This window comes from Streptomyces sp. NPDC026301 (assembly GCF_055567935.1).
Genome location: NZ_JBVHPN010000001.1, coordinates 12,932 through 29,852 on the forward strand (window position 1 = coordinate 12,932; position 16,921 = coordinate 29,852).

Below are 16,921 nucleotides of genomic sequence, written 5' to 3' on the forward strand. Positions count from 1 at the left end.
CCGGGCACCCACCGCCGCGGGTCAGCCGGACCGGCGCGGGAGACTGCCGGCCGGCCGGTACTCGACCAGTACGAGCGCCAACTCGACGTAGCGCTCGGCCAGTTCACCGACGCCGACGTCACCGCCCGCGCTGTACCACTGCGCCACCGCATTGCACATCGCGATCACGCCGCGCCGGGCGTCCTCCGGATGCGGCGTACGGAACACGCCCTGTGCCACGCCCGCGTCGACCACTTCGTGGAACAGCCGCGAGCCGTCGTACTGCCGCTGCCGCGCCTCCTTCAGCCGGCCCTCGGAGAGGTGGCGCCACTCGGTCAGCAGCAGGCTGCTCTCCAGCCGGTGCTGGGCGCGGTAACGGACGGTGGCCCGCACCAGGGCGGCCAGCCGCTCCCCCGCGTCCGTCCCGGCCCGCGCCTGCTCGGCCTCGCAGGAGGCGAAGTACTGGGCGCTGCTCTCGTCCAGCAGGGCGTGCAGCAGCTCCTGCTTGCCCGCGTAGTAGTGGTACATCGCGGAGAGGCTGACCCGGGCCCGCCGCGCGATGCCGCGGATGGACGCCGCGCCGTAGCCGCGCTCGGCGAACTCGTACCGGGCGGCATCGAGGATGGCCTTCTGGCCCGCAGGCCGCACCGCACCCACCTGGGTCCTCCCGTTGACCGCATGACCGAACCTGACTGAACGAACGTTGGCTCAGTGTACGCAGCCGTACGGTGGTGCAGCGCAGCCGTACCGAAGGCGTATCCGGCCGTACACAGCCGCAACGCACGACGGAGCGCCGCCCGGACGGATCCGGACGGCGCTCCTCGGTCGGGGGACTCCCTCAGGTGTCAGTCCTTGACCTGCTGGCCCGAGAGGCGCTCGACGCCACGCAGGAGGGCCGAGTGGTCCAGGCCGCCGTCGCCCTGGGCGCGGAGCGAGGCCACAAGGTTCGCGACGACGGCGCCGACGGGCAGCGCGGCACCGACGGTACGGGCGGCGTCGGTGACGATGCCCATGTCCTTGTGGTGCAGGTCGATGCGGAAGCCGGGCTTGAAGTCGCGGTTCTTGAAGTTGTCCTTCTTGCGGCTCAGCACGGTGGAGCCGGCCAGGCCGCCGTTGAGGACGTCCAGGGCGGCGGCGAGGTCGACGCCGGACTTCTCCAGGAAGACCACGGCCTCGGCGCACGCCTGGATGTTGACGGCGACGATGAGCTGGTTGGCGGCCTTGACCGTCTGGCCGGAGCCGTGCGGGCCGCACAGCACGATGGTCTTGCCGAGCGCGTCGAACAGCGGCTTGGCGGTGTCGAAGTCGGCCTGGTCACCGCCGACCATGATGGACAGCACGGCCTCGATGGCGCCGGCCTCGCCGCCGGAGACCGGGGCGTCCAGGACGCGGATGCCCTTCTCGGCGGCGTTCTTGGCCAGGTCGATGGAGGTCTGCGGGGTGATCGAGGACATGTCGATCAGCAGCGCGCCGGACTTGGCGTTCTCCAGGATGCCGTCGGGGCCGTACGCGATGGCCTCGACCTGCGGGGAGGCCGGGACCATGGTGAGCACGACATCGGCGTCGCGGACGGCCTCGGCGATGCTCGCGGCCGCGGTGCCGCCGGCCTTGGCCAGCCGGTCGAGCTTGTCCTGCTCAAGGGTGAAGCCGGTGACGGAGTAGCCGGCCTTGATCAGGTTCTCCGCCATCGGGGAGCCCATGATGCCCAGGCCGATCCACGCGATCTTGGGGAGGTTGCTGCTCATGGAGAGTGTGATCCTTTCCAGGGGAAAAATGGGGACGGTATGAGGACGGTCAGGCGCTGTAGAGCCAGCCGAACGCCTGCGAGCTGGGGCGGTCGCCGGGCTTGTACTCCAGGCCCACCCAGCCGTCGTAACCGGCCTTCTTCAGACGACCGAGCAGGTCCGCCAGCGGCAGGTCGCCGGTGCCGGGCGCGCCGCGTCCGGGGTTGTCGGCGATCTGCACGTGCCCGGTCTTGTCCGCGTAGGCGTCGATGACCTCGTTGAGGTCCTCGCCGTTCATGGCCAGGTGGTACAGGTCCATCAGGAACGTGGCGTTGCCGAGCCCGGTGGCCGCGTTGACCTTGTCGACGATCTCGATGGCCTTCGGTGCCGAGACGATCGGGCAGCGCGGCGACTCGGTGGCGTTGAGCGCCTCGATCAGCAGCGTCGCGCCGATGCGGTCGGCGGCGCGGGCCGCGAGTACCAGGTTCTCCAGCGCCAGGGTGTCCTGGACCTGGGGGTCCACGCCGTCGACGCGGTTGCCGTAGAGCGCGTTGAGGGCCTTGCAGCCGACCGACTGCGCGAAGTCGGCGGCGACGTCGATGTTGGCGCGGAACTTGTCGGACTCCTCGCCGGGGACGGAGAGGGCGCCGCGGTCGGGGCCCGGCAGCTGTCCGGCGTAGAAGTTCAGGCCGATCAGCTGGGTGCCGGCGTCGTTCAGCGCGTGCCGCAGCGCGTCCAGTTCGGACTGCTCGGGAACCGGCGCGTCGACCCACGGCCACCACAGCTCGACCTCGGTGAAGCCGGCGGCGGCCGCCGCCGCGGGGCGCTCCAGCAGCGGCAGTTCGGTGAAGAGGATCGACAGGTTGACGGCGTAACGGGCGTCGGTGAAGCCCATGAGGGATGGCCTTCCTTCCGGTGCGGACGACAGGGGGCGGGGGCCGGGCCTCCCGCGTACGGGGCGCAGGCGGGAGGCCCGTCGGCGTCAGCTCTTCAGCGGCGAGATCGCGCTCGGCGCGTGCCACGGCTCGGTGGCGATCTCCTCGAACTCCGTGACATCGCTGATGTCCGCGGTCTTGCTCATCGCGATGTTGGTGATCCGCTCCAGGATCGCCTCGACGACGACCGGCACGCGGTGCTCGGCGGCGAGCTTCTTGGCCTGCTCGAAGGCGGCGCCCAGCTCGCTCGGGTCGGTGACGCGGATCGCCTTGCAGCCCAGGCCCTCGGCGACCTTGACGTGGTCGACGCCGTAGACGCCCAGCTCCGGGGAGTTGATGTTCTCGAACTCCAGGTTGACCTGGAAGTTGATGTCCAGGCCGATCTGCGCCTGACGGATCAGGCCCAGGTAGGAGTTGTTGACGAGGACGTGGACGTACGGGATGCGGTGCTGCGCGCCGACGGCCAGCTCCTCCAGCATGAACTGGAAGTCGTAGTCGCCGGAGAGCGCGACGACCTGCGCGTCCGGGTCGGCGGTGGCGACGCCGAGCGCGGCCGGGATGGTCCAGCCGAGCGGGCCGGCCTGGCCGCAGTTGATCCAGTGGCGCGGCTTGTAGACATGCAGCATCTGCGCGCCGGCGATCTGGGAGAGGCCGATGGTGGTGACGTAGCGGGTCTCGGGCCCGAACGCCTTGTTCATCTCCTCGTACACGCGCTGCGGCTTCATCGGGATGTTGTCGAAGTGCGTGCGGCGCTGCAGGGTGGCCTTGCGCTCCTGGGTGGAGGCGGCCCACTCGCCGCGGTCCGGCAGCTTGCCCGCGGCCTTCATCTCCTTCGCCACCTCGACGAAGAGCTCCAGCGCCGCCTTCGCGTCGGAGGCGATGCCGTAGTCCGGGGCGAAGATCTTGCCGATCTGGGTCGGCTCGACGTCGACGTGGATGAACTTCCGGCCCTTGCGGTAGACGTCCATCTTGTAACCGGTGTGGCGGTTGGCCCAGCGGTTGCCGATGCCGAGGACGAAGTCGGACGCCAGGAAGTTCTCGTTGCCGTAGCGGTGCGAGGTCTGCAGGCCGACCATGCCGGCATTGAGCTCGTGGTCGTCGGGCAGGACGCCCCAGCCCATCAGGGTCGGGATGACCGGGATGCCGGTCAGCTCCGCGAACTCCACGAACAGGTCGGAGGCGTCGGCGTTGATGACGCCGCCACCGGCGATCAGCACCGGCCGCTCGGCCTCGTTCAGCATCGAGAGGGCCTTCTCGATCTGGGCGCGGGTCGCGAGGGGCTTGTAGACGGGCAGCGGCTCGTACGTCTCGGGGTCGAACTCGATCTCGGTCTGCTGGACGTCGATCGGCAGGTCGATCAGGACCGGGCCCGGGCGGCCCGACCGCATCAGGTGGAACGCCTGCTGGAAGACGCCGGGGACCTGCGCGGCCTCCAGGACCGTGGTCGCGGCCTTGGTGACCGGCTTGGCGATCGAGGCGATGTCGACGGCCTGGAAGTCCTCCTTGTGGAGCACCGAGGTGGGCGCCTGGCCGGTGATGCACAGGATCGGGATGGAGTCACCGATCGCGGAGTACAGGCCGGTGATCATGTCGGTGCCGGCGGGGCCCGACGTACCGATGCAGACACCGATATTGCCCGCGTGGGTACGGGTGTACCCCTCGGCCATGTGGGACGCGCCCTCCACGTGGCGGGCGAGCGTGTGCTGGATGCCGCCGCCGGCCTTCAGGGCCGCGTAGAAGGGGTTGATCGCCGCACCCGGCACGCCGAAGGCGTTGGTCACGCCCTCGCGCTTGAGGATCTCCACTGCCGCACGAGCGGCGGTCATACGAGGCATCGAGTACTCCTGCGTCGTCGGCCTGTCAGGAAGCGGACACGTTCCGGCGTGAGGCCCGGAAGTGACGTTTTCCGTATCTTGGAAAAGTTGTTTTGCTTTATGGAAGACGAAAGTAGAGCGAGACGCGGCAGCCGTCAAGACCGGACCGCGCCCTTCAGCCGAGGTGCGTCCTTCAGCCGGGGCGCGACCGGACAGCACGACGCCCTCCTCGGCTACTGGGCCGGGGAGGGCGTGGGAGGGAGGGCGGCGGGCGTCGGGCGGCGGCGCGGGAGGGTCAGCCGCGCTTGATGCGGCCGCGGACGGCGAGCACCGCGAGGCCGAGGAGGGCCGGCTCGGAAAGGCGGGACACCATCTCGATGTACGTACCGGCGGTGGTCAGATTCTGCCCACTGGCGCGGAAGACCACGGAGTGGATGACCACGTCGGCGGCCTTCTCCGCGCGCTCCCCCGTGAACCGGTCCAGAAAGGGCCGCTGGAGCTCCGGATGCCGTTTCCCGATGACGCCGGCGCTCGCCGGATAGTCGCGCGCGGGCGTGTCCGGCAGGCCGTACGCCATCATCAGCACGACCGTGGCCGCCATCGCGAGGCCGAGCCCGACGAGGGCGCGGGAGGCCCGCAGGCCGTACCCGGAGAGCAGCCAGTACGCCTGCAGCAGCCAGCGCTCCGCCTTGCGCCGCCCGTGACTGTACCGGCGCATCTCCATTTCGCCGTAATAGAAATCCGCCGCGCCCGGCTCGTCCTTCGCGTCCTCGCGTGCTTTACGGAGCTGGCGGTAGGTCGTGGTGAGCGTGGCGAGTCCCGGTACGCCGTCCGGCGACTCCGGCGGATCGCCCCAGGCGTGCCGCGCCGCATGGCGGCGACGGGGCAGCGTGCGCCATTGCCGCTCTTCCTCGATGATCTGGCGCTTGGTGCACCAGCGGGGAATTCCCCGGCCCCACTGGACGCCTCGGGGCGCGGCGGAGAGCCGCCATTTCCCTTCGAATCTCAGCTGGTCGAGGTGGTGTGCGCCGGAGAAACGGCAATGGGTCAGATCCACGTCGCTGAGCAGCAGCATGGCGGCGTCGACTCCGCGGATCGAGGCAATGGAGACCTCGATGTCGTGGGCGGCAGAGAGGGGCTCTTCGCCGGGGCGGCGAGGCGTGGAGAGGTCGGTCGCCACCGAGCTCGGGAACAGCAGTACGGCATCGGTGAGGTCGATTGTCGCCCATCGTGCGCGCAGCGCGACGGCCCCCTCGAAAAGCGCGGAACGGGCATCGATCCCCGCCGCCAGCACGGAAATCTGCAGGGCGTTACGGAATTCTGCATCGGTCAGCCGAAGCGTTTCCCGGCATATCACAGGCCCTCGCCAGGACGCCGCGAAGACCGCCCGCATAAAGCTCACATCGCGCCGGAACACCGCATTGCCGAACCACGCCATGCCGTCGAACCGGCATCCGCCGAACCACGCCGCACCGTCGAATTCCGTGCCTTCGAACCCCGCGTCCTCGGCGAAACTCACTCCCCCGAACGAAGCGATACGAGAAAAGCGGGACCCGTTGAACCAGGCACCTTTCTCGAACCTTGCCCCGTCGAGGGTGACGCCGGAGTCGAAGCGCGCCCCTTCGAATACCGCATCATCACGGAAGCGGGCTCCCGCGAAATCCACGGTTTCCGGGAAACGCGCCCGGTGAAAGGACGCGGAGCCCACGACGGGCCGCCCGTCGTCGCCGCCCAAGCGGCCCAGTAAGTCCGCGAACAGCCAGGGGGGCAACGTCACCCCGCGACAGTCCAGATCGGAACCGGGCCCCAGACCCGCCAAGTACGCCTCGCGCTCGGCGGGTTCGAGATGTGCGAGGCACCGGGCGCCCGCCCGGCTGCCCCGGCATCCGACCGGATCGTCCGCGGAGGCCCCGAACCGGCAGAGATCCCAATCCGGTGGAGTCGGAGTCGGAGTCGTGTCCATGCCGGTGATCCGATCAGCACGGCCACCACAGCGCAACGGGCCGGTACGCAGCGCACGTTGCGTACCGGCCCGTTGCGAGAAGCGTCAGCGGATCGGCATGCCCGCCAGCGTCCGTGCGATCACCAGGCGCTGGATCTCGCTCGTACCCTCGAAGATCGTGTAGATCGCGGCATCCCTGTGCATGCGCTCGACGGGGTACTCGCGGGTGAAGCCATTGCCGCCCAGGATCTGAATGGCCTGACCCGTGACCTTCTTTGCGGTCTCACTCGCGAAGAGCTTGGACTGGGAGCCCTCGGCGGCGGTGAAGGGCTTGCCGTTGACCGCCATCCAGGAGGCGCGCCAGACCAGCAGCCGGGCCGCGTCGATCGACGTACGCATGTCGGCGAGCTGGAAGGCGACGCCCTGGTTGTCGATGATCGGGCGGCCGAACTGCTCGCGGGTCTTGGCGTATTCGAGCGCTTCCTCATACGCGGCGCGGGCGGTGCCGACCGCCATCGCACCGACGGCCGGGCGGGACGCCTCGAAGGTCGCCATCGCGGCGTTCTTCACTCGCTCGCCGCCGCCCGCCTTGGCGCGCTCGCGGGCGCGGGCCATGCGCTCGTCCAGCTTCTCCTTGCCGCCGAGCAGGCAGCTGCCGGGGACGCGGACGTCCTCCAGGACGACCTCGGCGGTGTGCGAGGCGCGGATGCCGTGCTTCTGGAACTTCTGGCCCTGGGCGAGGCCGGGGGTGCCCGGCGGGATGATGAAGGAGGCGTGGCCCTTGGAGCCCAGCTCCGGGTCGACGACCGCGACGACGACGTGGACGTTGGCGATGCCGCCGTTGGTCGCCCAGGTCTTGGTGCCGTTCAGCACCCACTCGTCCTTGGCCTCGTCGTAGACGGCCCGGGTCCGCATCGAGGCGACGTCCGAGCCGGCGTCGGGCTCGGAGGAGCAGAAGGCGGCGACCTTGACGTCGTTCACATCGCCGTACATCTGCGGGATCCAGGTGCCGATCTGCTCCTCGGTACCGTTGGCGAGGACGCCGACGGCGGCCAGGCCGGTGCCGACGATCGACAGGGCGATGCCCGCGTCGCCCCAGAACAGCTCCTCCATGGCCATGGGGATGCCGAGGCCCGTGGGGTCGAAGTACTGCTGGGCGTAGAAGTCGAGCGAGTAGATTCCGATCTTGGCCGCTTCCTGGATCACCGGCCAGGGGGTCTCCTCGCGCTCGTCCCACTCGGCGGCGGCGGGGCGCATGACGTCCGCGGCGAATCCATGGATCCAGTCCCGGACTTCCTTCTGCTCGTCGTTGAGTTCCATGATGAACTCGGCCATGACCCCTCCAGCAGTGCGTTACTTGCGGTAACAGCAGTCTGTTACTCACGAGTAAGCACTGTCAACCTCAGCGACCGATATCTCCCGCCCAATGGACAGGGTGTTACGTTGCGCGAACAGCACGAAGTCACCACAGGGCGGGGAGCCGGACGATGGAAATGACACAGGAGAGCCGCCGCACAGCCAGTGAGCGCCGACGACGCGAGCTGCTGGAGGCCGCGGACCGCGTGGTCCTCCGGGACGGCCCCGAGGCGTCGATGAACGCGATCGCGGCCGAGGCCGGGATCACCAAGCCGATCCTCTACCGGCACTTCGGCGACAAGGGCGGCCTCTACCGCGCACTCGCCGTACGCCACACCGACGCTCTCCTCGCCGGCCTGCGGGCCGCGCTGGACTCCCCCGTGGCACGAAGGGAGCGGGTCGAGGCCACGCTCGACACCTACCTCTCGGCCATCGAGGCCAGGCCGCAGGTCTACCGCTTCCTGATGCATCCGTCCGACGAGGGCCAGACGCCGGACAGCGGTTTCGACGTCGGCCGGCACTCCGCTCCCCTGCTGCGGCGGATGGGCGAGGAGCTCGCGCAGGTCATCGCCGAGCGGGTGGACCTGGGGCCGGTCGGCGACGAGCTGGCGCGGGTGTGGGGCCATGGCATCGTCGGGATGATGCACGCGGCCGGCGACTGGTGGCTGCGCGAGCAGCCGTGTTCGCGAGCGCAATTGGTACAGCATCTCGCGGACCTGCTGTGGGGCCGACTCGCAGCGGCGGGCGACCGCCCGGGCGGCCCGGGGTTCTAGGCCCGGGCCGGGCCGGAGGTGACGTTTCGCCTTCCGGCCCCCCTTGTACTGGGGAACGCTCGAGTGGCTGAGGTGGTGCCCGACCCGCCCGGGGTTCTGAACCACGGCAGTACGGGCAGTACCCGCTAGCCCGCCACCGTCCGGCCCGCCCACGGTGCCTTCGCGGCAGCCCGCAGTGCGCGGCGGCGGCGCAGGCCGGTGAGGTGGTCGACGTACAGGCCGCCGTCCAAGTGGTCGCATTCGTGCTGCAGGCAGCGGGCGAAGAAGCCGGTACCGGAGATCCGGCGCGGCTCCCCGTCCACCGTGACGCCCTCGACCACCGCCTCGTCGTGGCGCGGCGTACCGGATTCGATCCCGGGCAGCGACAGGCAGCCCTCGGGGCCGCGCAGGACCTCGCCGTCCACCGCCACGAGCCGGGGGTTGACCACGTGTCCGAGGTGGCGGACGTCCTCGTCGTCCGGGCAGTCGTAGACGAACACCCGCTGCGCGACGCCGATCTGGTTCGCGGCGAGGCCGACACCCCGCGCCGCGTACATCGTCGCGAACATGTCCTCCACGAGCCGCGCCAGCGCCGGCCCGAAGTCGGTGACCTCCTCGCACGGCGCGTGCAGGGTCGGGTCGCCGAGCAGCCGCATGGGGCGGACGCGGCCGGAACTGCCGGGGATGGAGCGGTGTCGCATGGGGGCAAGAGTACGTTCCGGCCGACGACCAGCGGCGTTGCGGTCCGGGCAGCGGCCCGGCCGGCCCGCCGGATCGCCGGGCGCCGGGCGCCGGCCCGGTCGTCGCTCCCGGTGCAGCGGCGCTGTACGGCAACCCCGTACGGCAGCCCTGTACGGCGGCGGACCGGGCACCACATCAACCACTGCCGGACGTCACATCAACCACTACGGGCACCACATCAGCCGCTACCGAGCACCACATCCACCACTACCGGGCACCACATCAGCCGCTCGAGCGTTCCCCAGTACAAGGGGGGCCCGAGAGCCGAAACGTCACCTCCACACCCCCCTCACGGGTGGTCTGGTTCGGGCCCCGGCGCGGAAATCGATAGGCTGATCCCCAACCACAGCCTCCCGGCCGGCCGGGCCGGTACGGAGGGGCGTTCCACCGGCGGCCCCGGGGGCAGGAGGGCGCCGGATGCAAGGAGGATCTAGGACGATGGCAGGCAACACGGACCCGCTGTCGCCGCGGGCCAAGCTGGCCGTGACGGCGGGCAGGGCCGCGGCGGCGGCGTCGCGCGCGGTGGGCCGCGGCAGCGGATCGGTGATCGGTGGCAAGGTCGCGCTCAGGCTCGACCCCGACCTGCTGGCCCGGCTCGCCCAGCACCTGGACGTGGTCCTGGTGTCCGCGACCAACGGCAAGACCACCACGACCCGGCTGATCGCGGAGGCGCTGCGGGCCAGCGGCCCCGTCGTCTCCAACGCGCTCGGCGCGAACATGCCGGCCGGCATCACCTCGGCGCTGGCCGGGGGTTCGGACGCGCGGTACGGCGTCATCGAGGTCGACGAGAAGTACCTCGCCGGCGTCGCCCGCGACGTCACCCCCAAGGCCATCGCGCTGCTCAACCTTTCGCGTGACCAGCTCGACCGCGCCGCCGAGACCCGCATGCTGGCGGAGCAGTGGCGCGAGGGGCTGGCCGGTTCCAAGGCGCTCGTCGTCGCCAACGCGGATGACCCGCTGATCGTCTGGGCGGCCTCCTCGTCCGCCAATGTCGTATGGGTCGCGGCGGGCCAGGAGTGGAAGGACGACGCCTGGTCCTGCCCGTCGTGCGGCGGCGTGATGCAGCGCCCCGGCGACGACTGGTTCTGCGGCGAGTGCGGCTTCCGCCGCCCGACGCCGAGCTGGGCGCTCTCCGGCGACCACGTGCTGGACCCGCACGGTTCGGCCTGGCCGATCAAGCTCCAGCTGCCCGGCCGCGCGAACAAGGCCAACGCCACGACCTCGGCCGCGGTGGCCGCCGCCTTCGGCGTGCCCCCGCAGGTCGCCCTGGAGCGGATGTACTCCGTCCAGGCGGTCGCGGGCCGGTACGACGTGGTCTCCTTCCTCGACCGCGAGCTGCGGCTGCTGCTGGCGAAGAACCCGGCCGGCTGGCTGGAGACGTTCTCGCTGATCGACCCGCCGCCGACGCCGGTGATCCTGTCCGTCAACGCCCGCGGCGCCGACGGTACGGACACCTCCTGGCTCTGGGACGTCGACTACACCCGGCTCGCCGGCCACCCGATCTTCGTGATCGGCGACCGCAAGCTGGACCTCGCGGTCCGGCTGGAGGTCGCGGGCCTGGAGTTCCAGGTGTGCGAGGACGCCGACGAGGCCGTACGGAAGGCACCGCCGGGGCGTATCGAGGTCATCGCCAACTACACCGCCTTCCAGGACCTGCGCCGCCGCGTGGGCAACTGACCCGATCCGCAACGGACAAGGACGAGCAAGCATGAGTGACAACAGCCTGCGTCTGGTGTGGATCTACCCGGACCTGCTGAGCACGTACGGGGACCAGGGCAACGCACTGGTGGTGGAGCGCCGGGCGCGGCAGCGCCGCCTCGACGTCCAGCGCCTGGACGTCCGCTCCGACCAGCCGATCCCCACCTCGGGCGACATCTACCTGATCGGCGGCGGCGAGGACCGGCCGCAGCGGCTCGCGGCCGAGCGGCTGCGCCGGGACGGCGGTCTGAACCGGGCGGTCGCCAATGGCGCGATCGTCTTCTCGGTGTGCGCCGGTTACCAGATCCTGGGCCACGAGTTCATCAACGACCTGGGCGAGCGCGAGCAGGGGCTCGGGCTGCTGGACGTGGTGAGCACCCGCGGTGAGGGCGAGCGGTGCGTCGGTGACGTACTGGGCGACATCGACCCGGAGCTCAACCTCCCGCCGCTGACCGGCTTCGAGAACCACCAGGGCGTCACCCACCTCGGGCAGACCGCCCGCCCGTTCGCGAAGGTACGATTCGGCAACGGCAACGGCGTGGGGGACGGCTACGAGGGCGCGTGGAACGACACCGTCTTCGGTACGTACATGCACGGGCCCGTGATGGCCCGTAACCCGCACATCGCCGACCTGCTGATCAAGCTGGCGCTGGACGTCAACGCGCTGCCGCCGGTGAGCGACCACTGGTACGAGGCGCTGCGCCAGGAGCGCATCGCGGCGGCTACGCAGCCGGCGTGACTGTCACGGCGGCCGGCATGAGCACGTCGGCCGCCGTGACGTTCCGCCACTTGGGCCCCCCTTGATACAGGGGTAACGATCGGGGAGCCGTCGATGTGCCCGTAACGGCTTGGCCGGATAACAGCGTTTTTGCGTGCCCGCAGTCCCGCACTGCGGGCACGCGCGCGTTCATGTGCCGCGCGCTTGTAGGGTGACGACATCCCAACCGGACGACGGGGTCCGGTCATCCGGTTGAGTTGCAGAGGTTCTACGAGCAATGCGTATTGGTGTACTCACCTCCGGAGGCGACTGCCCCGGTCTGAACGCCGTCATCCGCTCCGTCGTGCACCGCGCCGTCGCCGACCACGGCGATGACGTCATCGGCTTCCGCGACGGCTGGCGCGGCCTGCTGGAGTGCGACTACCGCAAGCTCGACCTGGACGCGGTCGGCGGCATCCTGGCCCGTGGCGGCACCATCCTCGGCTCCTCGCGCGTGCAGCCCGCGCATCTGCGGGACGGCGTCGAGCGGGCCCGCGGCCACGTCGCCGACCTCGGTCTGGACGCGATCATCCCGATCGGCGGCGAGGGCACGCTGAAGGCGGCCCGGCTGCTGTCGGACGCCGGGCTGCCGATCGTCGGCGTGCCGAAGACCATCGACAACGACATCTCGTCGACCGATCTGACCTTCGGGTTCGACACGGCGGTCGGCGTGGCGACCGAGGCGCTGGACCGGCTCAAGACCACCGCCGAGTCGCACCAGCGGGTGCTGATCGTCGAGGTCATGGGCCGGCACACCGGCTGGATCGCGCTGCACTCGGGCATGGCGGCCGGCGCGCACGCCATCGTCGTGCCCGAGCGCCCCTTCGACATCGACGAGCTGTCGGAGCGGGTCGCGGCGCGCTTCGACGCGGGCAAGAAGTTCGCGATCGTCGTCGTGGCGGAGGGCGCGAAGCCGCAGGCCGGCTCGATGGACTTCGAGGTCGGCGGCAAGGACGCGTACGGGCACGAGCGCTTCGCGGGCGTCGCCCGGCAGCTGGCCGTCGAGCTGGAGGACCGGCTCGGCAAGGAGGCCCGCGCGGTGATCCTGGGCCACGTGCAGCGCGGCGGCACTCCGACCGCGTACGACCGCGTGCTCGCGACCCGCTTCGGGTGGCACGCGGTGGAGGCGGCGCACCGCGGCGACTTCGGGATGATGACCGCGCTGCGCGGTACGGACATCACGCTGGTGCCGCTGGCGGAGGCCGTCGAGACGCTGAAGACCGTGCCGGGCGACCGGTACGACGAGGTGGAGTGCGTGCTGTAGTCGCACCGCGTACGACACGGCGCTCGGGCTCTCGCCGCACCGCGTACGGCACAGCGCTCAGGAGCCGCCCCCGGTCACCGTCCGTGCCGGGGGCGGCTCTAGGCTGGTCGCGGAGCATTGGTGCGAATCAGGAGCGAGCGGATGGATCACAGCGGGCACGGCATGATGATGGATCTGCCGCCGTTCACGCTGGGGCGCGGGTTGGAGTTCGGCGGCGACGCCTTCTTCCTCGTCGGATGCCTGCTGGGGCTGGCGCTGTACGGCTGGGCCGTGGTGCGGCTGCGGCGGCGCGGCGACAGCTGGCCGGTGAGCCGGATCGTGGCCTGGGTCGTGGGCGTGCTGACGGTCGCCCTGGTGATGTGCACGAAGCTGAACGACTACGGCATGGCCATGTTCAGCGTGCACATGGTGCAGCACATGGTGATCAGCATGTTGTCGCCGATTCTGCTGCTGCTCGGCGCGCCGGTGACGCTGACGCTGCGGGCGCTGCCGACCGCGGGCCGCGGCCGCAAGGGCCCGCGCGAGCTGCTGGTGGCGTTGCTGCACAGTCGGTACATGCGGATCATCACGCATCCGGCGTTCACGATCCCGCTGTTCATCGCGAGCCTGTACGCGCTCTACTTCACGCCGCTCTTCGACTTCCTGATGGAGTCGCGGACCGGGCACATCGCGATGATGGTGCACTTCCTGGCCGTGGGGCTGGTGTTCTTCTGGCCGATCATGGGTGTGGATCCGGGTCCGCACCGTCCCGGCTATGTGATGCGGATGCTGGAGCTGTTCGCGGGCATGCCGTTCCACGCGTTCTTCGGCATCGCGCTGATGATGGCGTCGGAGACGATGGTGAAGACGTTCCAGCACCCGCCGGCCTCGCTGGGCGTCGACGCGCTCGCGGATCAGCAGGCGGCGGGCGGCATCGCCTGGGCCTTCAGTGAGATCCCGTCGGTGCTGGTGCTGATCGCGCTGGTCTTCCAGTGGTACACGACGGAGAAGCGGCAGTCGGTACGGATGGACCGGGCCGCCGACCGGGACGGCGACAAGGAGCTGGCGGCGTACAACGCCTATCTCGCGTCGCTGAACGCGCGCGGCCAGGGCTGACGCGGACTCGGTCCGGGAGTCGGGCGGGCGAGGCGGAATCCGGCGAAAGCTGGCGGTGCGGGCCGCGGCCGGGGAACATGTCCCCAAGGCCGCGGCCCGTGGCATATCCCCGTACGGGCCGCCGTGAGGAGGATGCCAGGATGCCCGGATCGGCTAAGGCGATGGCAGGGTGCACGGTGGGCGGGCTGATCCTGGCCACGGCGTACACGGTGGCGGTGGGCAGCAGCGGTTGGCTCTGGTTCGCGTGGGTGGTGCTGGCCCTGGTGACGGTCGGGGTGGTGGCCGGGAAGCGGTGGTGACCGCCTCCCCGCCTACGGGAGGGATCGGAGGCGCCGCACGGTCGCCTGCAAGGGCGCGGCCGGCTGGAGCAGCAGGCCGACGCGTGGGTCCGGGTCGGCGGGTGCCACGTCGAGGTGGCACCGCTGGGCGAGGGTGGCGAGCAGGAGTGCGGCCTCGACCTGGGCGAAGCGTCTCGTGCCCGGCGGCCCACAGGGTGGCGGCCTCGTCGCGCACCTCAGCGGCGGTCAGCGGCCGGCCCGCTTCGTCGCGGGCCGCCAGGAGCCTGCTCAGCAGGTCGTCGCGGTCCTCGGTGTCGCCGCGCCGCTGCCGCGCGCGGATCAGCCGGTGCACCTCGGCGTCGATGGTGGCGATGGCCCGGAGCAGGCGGCGCCGGCCCGGGGTGCGGATCCAGCCCGGCAGGAAGAGGGTCATGTTCCGCAGTTCGGCGCCGATGTGGTGTTCGGCGACGGCCATCGCCTCGCTGAGTTCCCCGGTCCGGTCGCCGAGGTCGTTGCCGAACAGGGTGCGCAGGACGATGCGCTGGGTGAGCAGCGCCATCTGGTGGCGTACGTCGATGCGGTCGCCGTCCCGCCACTGCCCGGCCGCGTCCTGCGCGCACTCGACCATGGCGGAGGCGTAGCCGCGTACCTGGCGGGGGCGGACGGTGGGCTGGACGAGGGACCGTTTGCGGCGCCAGTCGCCGCCCTTGCTGAGGATGAGGCTCTGGCCGGTGAGCTGTTTGAAGGCCCAGCCGATCTCCAGGAGCTCGAAGGTGCGCTCTCTGGCGGCCAGGAATTCGGCGATGTGCGCGGGGTGGAAGAGGAACAGGCTGCGCCGCGGCCCGAGGGACCAGGTCACCGCGTCGCCGAACTCGTCACGCAGCCGTACGAGGAAGCCCAGGGGGTCCCTGCCGAAGGCCGGGAGGTTGCCGAGGAGGGGCAGGCCGCGGGGTCCGGGTACGGGCTTGAGGGGGACGGAGGGCGGGGGCATGGGGTCTCCGGGGGCCAGGGGGCCGTCAGGCCGTACCGCGGAGTACGCGCTGTTCGAAGCGGTGGAAGGCGCTCTCCAGCCGCCACTGCAGGCGCGCCTTGAGGCCGATCGTGGTGCCGGTCCTGGGGGTGGCGGTGAGGTCGGGGCCCGGCAGGAATGCCTGTTCCAGCGAGGTCCGGGCGAGGTCCTTCAGTTCGGGGTAGCTCAGGTCGTACGTGGTCGCGGCGCGCTGGTACTCGTGGCTGATGTCGGTGCGGGAGATCCCGGGGTCGTCGGTGGCGAGGGTCACCGGTACGCCGGCCCGGCGGTAGCGCTGGAAGGGGTGGGCGTCCCCGCTGACGCCGAGGATCTGGGCGTTGCTCGTCAGGGGTGATTCGAGGGCGATGTGGTGGTGGGCCATGGTGCGCAGCAGTTCTTCGGCGTCGTCCTCGTGTGCCAGGTCCACGCCGTGGCCGATGCGCTCGGCGTGGCCGGTGTGTACGGCTTCGCGGATGTGGAAGCGCAGGTCGGCGGGCTTGACCAGGCCGGGTGTGAGTTCGCCGGCGTGCAGGGTGATGTGCGCGTGGGGGTAGACGCCGTGCAGGTAGTCCAGCATCCGCATGTGGAGCCGGTAGTCGCGCAGGGCGACGGCGCCGTCCTCCGGGGCGACGAGGTTGACCGCGACGAACCGCCGGTCGTGCTCGGCCAGCCGCATGCCGAGCGCGAGCTGCGTGAAGACCTGCTCGGGTGCGGCGGACCGGGTGCCCTGGGAGATGAAGCGGTACGTGACGCGGCAGGCGGGCGCCGGGGTGGCGGTGTCGCAGTGTGCGGTGCGGCGGAAGTCGGCCGTGGCGCGGTCGGCCTCCTGGCGGGCGTCGCGCACCACTTGGTCCAGCTTGCCGCCGGCCAGCAGCGCGCGGTGCATCCGGGCGAGGTCGGCGTCGTACCCGACGTCTGCGGCCAGCCGGCGCGCGGCGGCCCCGGCCGGGCTGACCATGGTCTCCAGGTACGACTGGTGGTTGGCGGCCGCGGTGCCGGCCACGTCGGCCAGCAGTTCACCGGTGTGCCGCTTGGTGACCTCGCCGAATTTGCCGAAGGCGGCGAAGAAGTGGTCGTGGCCGGATTCGCCGGGCGGGAGGTCCTGCATCGACCAGGCGCGGATCAGCCGCTGCCGGAAGGCGGGGTCGGTACGGGTGTCGGCGGCGGACCGGGTGCCGGCCCGGCACGGCGGCGGCAGGGCCGTGTCGGTCCGGTCGATGCACAGTCCGTCCTGCGCGGCGAGGCGGACGAGCAGCTCGGTGGAGACCGCGCCGGAGAGGTGGTTGTGCAGGTCACCGCCCTTGGGCAGGGCCTGCATGAACGCGCGCAGCGCCTGTGGGTGGTGCCGGATGGCGTCCAGGCGTGCGTCGACGCGCTGCTCGGCGGGGGTCGCGGGACGGCCGGCCGGTGGCGGTGTCGCGGCGGCGTCCGGTACGGCGGGCAGGGCCGCCGCGCCCAGGGAGGCGGCGCCCAGGAGGGCCAGTACGGCGCGCAGGCCGGGCTTGGGACGGGGTGCGGAAGCGCTCCTGCGGAGCCGGGTGCCGAAGATCACGGTGCATCTTCGGCATGCGGGGTGG

General features: G+C 70.9%; 13 protein-coding genes and 1 pseudogene. 5 read left to right on the top strand and 9 right to left on the bottom strand.

Translation table 11 applies throughout. From position 1 onward, the window contains the following. Nucleotides 1-21 precede the first annotated feature (21 nt). The 6 genes from ACZ4MH_RS00060 to ACZ4MH_RS00085 all read right to left on the bottom strand — a co-directional run bounded on the left by ACZ4MH_RS00060 (nucleotide 22) and on the right by ACZ4MH_RS00085 (nucleotide 7,729). A complete protein-coding gene (locus ACZ4MH_RS00060; protein WP_467753615.1) occupies nucleotides 22-627 on the bottom strand; it encodes a TetR/AcrR family transcriptional regulator in 606 nt (201 codons plus the stop codon). A gap of 197 nt (nucleotides 628-824) precedes the next feature. Beyond that, complete coding sequence (locus ACZ4MH_RS00065; protein ID WP_351595843.1) at nucleotides 825-1,724, bottom strand: 2-hydroxy-3-oxopropionate reductase; 900 nt, start codon at nucleotides 1,722-1,724, stop codon at nucleotides 825-827. A gap of 49 nt (nucleotides 1,725-1,773) precedes the next feature. Beyond that, nucleotides 1,774-2,598 carry a TIM barrel protein gene (locus tag ACZ4MH_RS00070; protein ID WP_351595846.1) on the bottom strand — a complete coding sequence of 275 codons (825 nt, stop codon included), beginning with the start codon at nucleotides 2,596-2,598 and terminating at the stop codon, nucleotides 1,774-1,776. 87 nt (nucleotides 2,599-2,685) lie between these two features. Next, nucleotides 2,686-4,473 (bottom strand): glyoxylate carboligase, encoded by a 1,788-nt coding sequence (gene gcl / locus ACZ4MH_RS00075; RefSeq protein WP_351595849.1) that lies wholly within the window; start codon nucleotides 4,471-4,473, stop codon nucleotides 2,686-2,688. Nucleotides 4,474-4,747: 274 nt separating this feature from the next. Next, nucleotides 4,748-6,229, bottom strand: a complete 1,482-nt coding sequence (locus tag ACZ4MH_RS00080) for a pentapeptide repeat-containing protein (protein ID WP_351595852.1) — start codon at nucleotides 6,227-6,229, stop codon at nucleotides 4,748-4,750. Nucleotides 6,230-6,499: 270 nt separating this feature from the next. Further along, nucleotides 6,500-7,729: an acyl-CoA dehydrogenase family protein gene (locus ACZ4MH_RS00085; RefSeq protein WP_351595855.1), complete on the bottom strand. Its 1,230-nt coding sequence runs from the start codon at nucleotides 7,727-7,729 to the stop codon at nucleotides 6,500-6,502. 152 nt (nucleotides 7,730-7,881) lie between these two features. Between ACZ4MH_RS00085 and ACZ4MH_RS00090 the strand changes: the two genes are divergently transcribed. Next, nucleotides 7,882-8,523 carry a TetR/AcrR family transcriptional regulator gene (locus ACZ4MH_RS00090; RefSeq protein ID WP_351595858.1) on the top strand — a complete coding sequence of 214 codons (642 nt, stop codon included), beginning with the start codon at nucleotides 7,882-7,884 and terminating at the stop codon, nucleotides 8,521-8,523. A gap of 125 nt (nucleotides 8,524-8,648) precedes the next feature. Here the strand turns inward: ACZ4MH_RS00090 and def are convergent, their stop codons facing one another. Further along, nucleotides 8,649-9,203, bottom strand: coding sequence for a peptide deformylase (gene def / locus ACZ4MH_RS00095; protein ID WP_351595861.1), 555 nt, complete (start codon nucleotides 9,201-9,203; stop codon nucleotides 8,649-8,651). Between the two features lie 478 nt (nucleotides 9,204-9,681). Here def and ACZ4MH_RS00100 point away from each other — a divergent pair, with 478 nt between their 5' ends. The 4 genes from ACZ4MH_RS00100 to ACZ4MH_RS00115 all read left to right on the top strand — a co-directional run bounded on the left by ACZ4MH_RS00100 (nucleotide 9,682) and on the right by ACZ4MH_RS00115 (nucleotide 14,057). After that, nucleotides 9,682-10,920 carry a MurT ligase domain-containing protein gene (locus ACZ4MH_RS00100; protein ID WP_351595864.1) on the top strand — a complete coding sequence of 413 codons (1,239 nt, stop codon included), beginning with the start codon at nucleotides 9,682-9,684 and terminating at the stop codon, nucleotides 10,918-10,920. A gap of 31 nt (nucleotides 10,921-10,951) precedes the next feature. Next, nucleotides 10,952-11,680 carry a type 1 glutamine amidotransferase gene (locus ACZ4MH_RS00105; RefSeq protein ID WP_351595867.1) on the top strand — a complete coding sequence of 243 codons (729 nt, stop codon included), beginning with the start codon at nucleotides 10,952-10,954 and terminating at the stop codon, nucleotides 11,678-11,680. A gap of 256 nt (nucleotides 11,681-11,936) precedes the next feature. Beyond that, a complete protein-coding gene (locus ACZ4MH_RS00110) occupies nucleotides 11,937-12,962 on the top strand; it encodes a 6-phosphofructokinase (protein WP_351595870.1) in 1,026 nt (341 codons plus the stop codon). A 141-nt stretch (nucleotides 12,963-13,103) separates the two neighbouring features. Then, nucleotides 13,104-14,057: a cytochrome c oxidase assembly protein gene (locus tag ACZ4MH_RS00115; protein ID WP_351595874.1), complete on the top strand. Its 954-nt coding sequence runs from the start codon at nucleotides 13,104-13,106 to the stop codon at nucleotides 14,055-14,057. A gap of 480 nt (nucleotides 14,058-14,537) precedes the next feature. On the opposite strand, the pseudogene ACZ4MH_RS00120 reads toward ACZ4MH_RS00115, so the two are convergent. Together ACZ4MH_RS00120 and ACZ4MH_RS00125 are read right to left on the bottom strand one after the other, a co-directional pair. Continuing rightward, nucleotides 14,538-15,326 (bottom strand): annotated as a pseudogene (locus ACZ4MH_RS00120) (cytochrome P450); the annotation flags it as partial. A gap of 25 nt (nucleotides 15,327-15,351) precedes the next feature. Beyond that, nucleotides 15,352-16,893: an adenosine deaminase family protein gene (locus ACZ4MH_RS00125; protein WP_467753890.1), complete on the bottom strand. Its 1,542-nt coding sequence runs from the start codon at nucleotides 16,891-16,893 to the stop codon at nucleotides 15,352-15,354. Between the last annotated feature and the right edge of the window lie 28 nt (nucleotides 16,894-16,921).

Bases quoted from the DNA above. Each gene is read 5' to 3' on its own strand.
- def (WP_351595861.1), bottom strand. From the start codon at position 9,203: ATGCGACACCGCTCCATCCCCGGCAGTTCCGGCCGCGTCCGCCCCATG.
- gcl (WP_351595849.1), bottom strand. From the start codon at position 4,473: ATGCCTCGTATGACCGCCGCTCGTGCGGCAGTGGAGATCCTCAAGCGC.
- ACZ4MH_RS00065 (WP_351595843.1), bottom strand. From the start codon at position 1,724: ATGAGCAGCAACCTCCCCAAGATCGCGTGGATCGGCCTGGGCATCATG.
- ACZ4MH_RS00105 (WP_351595867.1), top strand. From the start codon at position 10,952: ATGAGTGACAACAGCCTGCGTCTGGTGTGGATCTACCCGGACCTGCTG.
- ACZ4MH_RS00070 (WP_351595846.1), bottom strand. From the start codon at position 2,598: ATGGGCTTCACCGACGCCCGTTACGCCGTCAACCTGTCGATCCTCTTC.
- ACZ4MH_RS00110 (WP_351595870.1), top strand. From the start codon at position 11,937: ATGCGTATTGGTGTACTCACCTCCGGAGGCGACTGCCCCGGTCTGAAC.
- ACZ4MH_RS00085 (WP_351595855.1), bottom strand. From the start codon at position 7,729: ATGGCCGAGTTCATCATGGAACTCAACGACGAGCAGAAGGAAGTCCGG.
- ACZ4MH_RS00100 (WP_351595864.1), top strand. From the start codon at position 9,682: ATGGCAGGCAACACGGACCCGCTGTCGCCGCGGGCCAAGCTGGCCGTG.
- ACZ4MH_RS00090 (WP_351595858.1), top strand. From the start codon at position 7,882: ATGGAAATGACACAGGAGAGCCGCCGCACAGCCAGTGAGCGCCGACGA.
- ACZ4MH_RS00115 (WP_351595874.1), top strand. From the start codon at position 13,104: ATGGATCACAGCGGGCACGGCATGATGATGGATCTGCCGCCGTTCACG.